Annotated in this window: 5 protein-coding genes; 2 read left to right on the forward strand and 3 right to left on the reverse strand. The window is 44.0% G+C overall.

Features of this window, described 5'->3' with window-relative positions; all coding sequences use genetic code 11:
- Window positions 1-996 (forward strand): patatin-like phospholipase family protein (locus HRU21_08310; GenBank protein NRA42291.1); only part of this gene is annotated, 996 nt, incomplete at its 5' end.
- Window positions 997-1,268: 272 nt separating this feature from the next.
- Here HRU21_08310 and hemB read toward each other — a convergent pair.
- Window positions 1,269-2,252 (reverse strand): porphobilinogen synthase, encoded by a 984-nt coding sequence (gene hemB / locus HRU21_08315; GenBank protein NRA42292.1) that lies wholly within the window; start codon window positions 2,250-2,252, stop codon window positions 1,269-1,271.
- Window positions 2,253-2,563: 311 nt separating this feature from the next.
- Between hemB and HRU21_08320 the strand changes: the two genes are divergently transcribed.
- The gene (locus HRU21_08320) at window positions 2,564-3,046 is read left to right on the forward strand and encodes a glutathione peroxidase (protein NRA42293.1); all 483 of its coding nucleotides are present in this window, start codon (window positions 2,564-2,566) and stop codon (window positions 3,044-3,046) included.
- 24 nt (window positions 3,047-3,070) lie between these two features.
- Here HRU21_08320 and HRU21_08325 read toward each other — a convergent pair whose 3' ends face one another.
- Both HRU21_08325 and prfC read right to left on the reverse strand, forming a co-directional pair.
- On the reverse strand, window positions 3,071-4,015 hold the full coding sequence (locus tag HRU21_08325) for a DUF72 domain-containing protein (GenBank protein NRA42294.1): 945 nt from the start codon (window positions 4,013-4,015) through the stop codon (window positions 3,071-3,073).
- On the reverse strand, window positions 4,005-4,517 hold a 513-nt coding region (gene prfC, locus HRU21_08330; protein NRA42295.1), incomplete at its 5' end, for a peptide chain release factor 3. The genes HRU21_08325 and prfC, both read right to left, overlap by 11 nt.

Below are 4,517 nucleotides of genomic sequence, written 5' to 3' on the forward strand. Positions count from 1 at the left end.
GCGAACTTCGGTATGTTTCATGTTGGCGTTGTAAAGGCCATGCACGAGCAAAAAATCTTGCCGACCGTTATTTCAGGCTCTTCTGCTGGTTCGGTGGTTGCATCCGTCGTTGGCACCCACAATGATGAAGAATTAGAGGAGTATTTTAAGCTTGAAACTATTCGTCATGAGGCGATGAAGTTTATGGGTTGGAAAAAGCTCTTCAAAGGCGAAGCGTTGTTAGATGGTGCACATTTAGAAGAGTCAATGGCCAAGTTTATCCCGGATCTCACGTTTGAAGAAGCATTCGAGAAAACCCATCGCGCTATCAATATTACGATTTCACCAAAGCGCATGAATCACGAGTCTCGCATGCTTAACGCCACCAGCTCACCGAATGTATTTGTTCGCAAGGGTGTATTAGCTTCTACCGCCGTGCCCGGTTTATTCCCCGCAGTAACCTTAACGGCGAAAAACTATGATGGCGAGCCTCAACCTTATAACCCCTCACGTCAATGGGTCGATGGCACATTATCGAATGATTTACCCGGAAAGCGTCTATCACGCCTATACGGTGTGAACCACTTTATTGCCTCGCAAGTTAACCCTCACGTGATGCCATTTGTCTCAGACAAGGGTAAACAAAAAACCATGTTGCAGCTAATCACTGAAACATCGGCGAAAACTACTAAAAACATTGTCGGCAATGTTTTAAAGCATACCTCTGACAATCTTAATTCGCCCGCTATGGGTTATTTTTTAACTCAGGTGCATGCCATGGTTTCGCAAGATTACACGGCTGATATCAATATTACGCCGAACTTCAGTCAGCTTAATATTACCAAGCTTTTTTCTAATCCTGATGACGATGATATTTTATCGCTAGCTAAAGCCGGTGAACGAGCCACATGGCCTAAGCTTGAGTGGATTCGCAATACCACTAAAATTTCGCGTACGCTCGATAGCATCATTGACAAACTTGAAGCAGAAGAAATGCAGCGTTTAAAAGCCTCTTGATAGGCGTTAAACGCTTCGCTAACAGTTTTTAAAGCAGCTGTTATTTAAACGCTAAGGCTGAATTTAGCAACTTATGCAGCTGCGATACAAACTGCGTTACTATCAGAGAAAAACTGGCACTTTTTAGATATGACTATTTTAACAAAGAGATTTTGATAAGGCCGCTTTTGATATAAATCTTTTTTATCAAGACCTCATTCTGTCTAACACTTTAACTTAATACATATAATAGCGCTAACACTTATTACATAATCTATCTTATTTGAAAATTTCTACTGTTCGCTGAGCCAATCAATCGCCTCGATGGCATAGTATGTGATAATCAAGCTTGCACCCGCCCGCTTAAAAGACAACAGCGTCTCTAAAACAATGGCTTGTTCGTCAATAACGCCAGCCGCTGCAGCAGCTTTCACCATCGCATACTCACCGCTCACATGATATACCGCTAATGGCTTACGGCTGTTGTCGGCTATAGATTTCACCACATCTAAATAAGCAAGCGCAGGCTTAACCATTAAAATATCAGCCCCTTCTTGCTCATCTTGCATTGACTCAGCAAGCGCTTCGGCTGCATTGGCAGGGTCCATTTGATAAGTTTCACGCGTGCCTTTGAACTCACTATCGACCGCGTCACGAAACGGACCATAAAAGCTTGAGGCAAACTTTGTCGAGTAGGACATAATAGGAATATGGCTAAAGCCTTGGCTATCAAGAGCGCTTCGAATAGCGGCAATCATGCCATCCATCATGCCGGATGGCGCAATCATATCGACACCCGCTTGTGCTGCAACCACCGCCTGCTGCTGCAGATTTTGTAGGGTCAAGTCATTATCGACATCTGCACCTGAGCAGTCCAAGACGCCACAGTGTCCATGGGTAGTGTATTCACAAAAGCAATTGTCGCTAATCACCACCATCTCAGGGCATGCAGCCTTAGCTGACTTAATCATTCTTGCCATTAAGCCATCATGATCCAGCGTATCTAAGCCTGCGTGATCTTTACATTGAGATACACCGAATAAAATTACCGCCTTAATGCCTTTGCTCCAAGCAAAGCTTACTTGCTCTGCTAACTCATGCTCAGGATAACGAAATACACCCGGCATCGAGCTCACCTCAAGTCGCTGCTGAAGCCCCTCTTCAACAAAGATAGGAAGAATGAAGTCGTCTACCTGCAAATGAGTTTCTCTAACTAGCTGGCGCAGTGCGGCACTTTTGCGTAAACGGCGAAAACGAAATCCATGACTATTCGGCATTGTGATAAACCATTGCTAAAAAATTGCCTCATCATAGCAGATTTATACCCTAAGCTAAGTGATTTCAAGCAATATCTGGCCATGCTAGCCAGATTATCAACCGCAAGCCTAGCAGCTATTGTTACATCTTTGATGGCTGTTTATGTTGGCAATGCCTGTCGACGGCGATTTTAAGCGGTCATCACCGCTGGTTTTTAACGCCTAGCGAATAAACTATTTTCTTGTATTTTCCGTATTTGATTTTTGTACTGCATTTCGTATAGCCTTAAGCAGACGATCCTCCCTTCTTTTACTAAATCTAAGGAAAGCATATGAGCGATGCAATCTATGCATTTAAAGCAACATCAATGAAAGGCATTGAAGAAGCCTTTGATCAATATAAAGGCAAGGTAATGTTAATTGTTAACACTGCCAGTAAGTGTGGTTTTACCCCACAATTTAAAGGGCTTGAAGAGCTTTACTTACGCTACAAAGATCAAGGCCTAGTTATTTTAGGCTTTCCTTGCAATCAATTTGGTAAACAAGACCCCGGCAGCAACGGAGAAATTCAAGAGTTTTGCCAATTAAATTATGGCGTCAGCTTTCCTATGTTTGAGAAAGTTGATGTTAATGGTGATAACTCACACCCGCTGTATAATTTTTTAAAACAAGAGGCTAAGGGCATTGCAGGCACTGAATCTATCAAGTGGAATTTCACCAAATTCTTAGTCAATAAAGACGGCGAGGTCATCAAGCGATTTGCACCTAAAGATTCGCCAAAGTCTCTTGAAAAAGCAATCACAGCGCTATTGTGACACCGTCTCTTCTGACACCATCTTCTAAATCAAATCGAATTGGCTCGCTGCCCCCTGATCAAAGGGTGTAGCAGCTAAAGGGCTGAGCTGCGATGGTAGCCTTGCACAAATTGCACGATGAACAGCATAGGCTAAGCGAGGCGCTTGTTGATTGTTCGCTGCATGTACGAATATAAAGGGGGTTTTCCCCTGCCCTAACCATTGCTCCAAATACGCCATCCACGGCGAAAAGTATTTCAAACTATGCGCGATGGCCAATGCCTCCGCCTCTTTACTGGCCTGGTTTGACCAGGGAAAGCCAATAAAACGTAAACTGGGGTATTTCCCCTGCGCATTAACCATAATTGGAAAGCGTGGCTTTTTAGCTCTGGCATCTTTAACAAATGGATCTTCAGCATCGGCTTTTTGATCAAACAAGGCACGCGTATCAAAGCTCATATGACTTAACTGAAAGCGATGACAAAGCGCTTGTAATTTTTGCTGTTGTTCACTGCCATCGAAAAAGCTGCTATGCCTTAGCTCTAAGGCGTAATCAAAATCTCTGGGTAATTGTGCCAAAAGCTTGGCTAACTGCGGTAAATGCTCAGCACTGATATGCGGCGGCAGCTGAAGCATAAATGGCCCTAGACGATCAGCTAAAGGGCTGAGTCGCTGAAAAAATTCGCCGAGCTGTGCATACTGAAAACCGGATTTTGTGTGCGTGACTGCACGCGGCAGTTTAAAGCAAAAGCGAAAATCTTCAGCTACCTGAGTTTGCCAGCGCTGCACTTGCTGCTCACTGGGTAGCGCGTAAAAGCTGGTATTACCCTCAACACAATTAAATACCGAAGCGTATTCGTCCAGCATTTGCTGAGGCAGGCAGCCAAGCGAGTAGAAATGCTGACGCCAAGAATCATTAGCCCACATTGGCAGGCCGAAGTAAATTTTCGGCTTTAAGGTCGAGCTATTTTGCGCTAGCTTAGTGCTCACGCGTGCTTAAAAATTGCACCTCGGGAAAACGCTCTTGTGCCAGTGATAAATTTACGCGAGTTGGTGCGATATAGCTTAAGTGTCCGCCACCATCAATTGCCAAATTATCACTATGCTTGCGCCTTAAGGCCTCTATATGTTTAGGGTCATCCGACTCAACCCAATGCGCGGTATGCACATTGACAGGCTCGTATATCGCTTCAACTTTGTATTCATCTTTCAAACGATACGCCACCACTTCGAACTGTAGCTGTCCAACCGCACCGACAATAATATCGTTTGAATTGAGTGGAAAAAATACCTGTGTTGAACCTTCTTCAGCCAGCTGTTGCAAACCTTTTTGCAACTGCTTAGTTTTGAGCGGATCCTTTAAGCGAATTTTTCGAAAAAGCTCAGGTGCAAAATGCGGAATACCGGTAAACTTTAGCTCTTTGCCTACCGTGAAAGTGTCACCAATTTGAATCGTGCCGTGATTATGCAAACCGATAATATCACCGGAATA

This window comes from Pseudomonadales bacterium, from assembly GCA_013215025.1.
Taxonomy (GTDB): domain Bacteria; phylum Pseudomonadota; class Gammaproteobacteria; order Pseudomonadales; family DT-91; genus DT-91.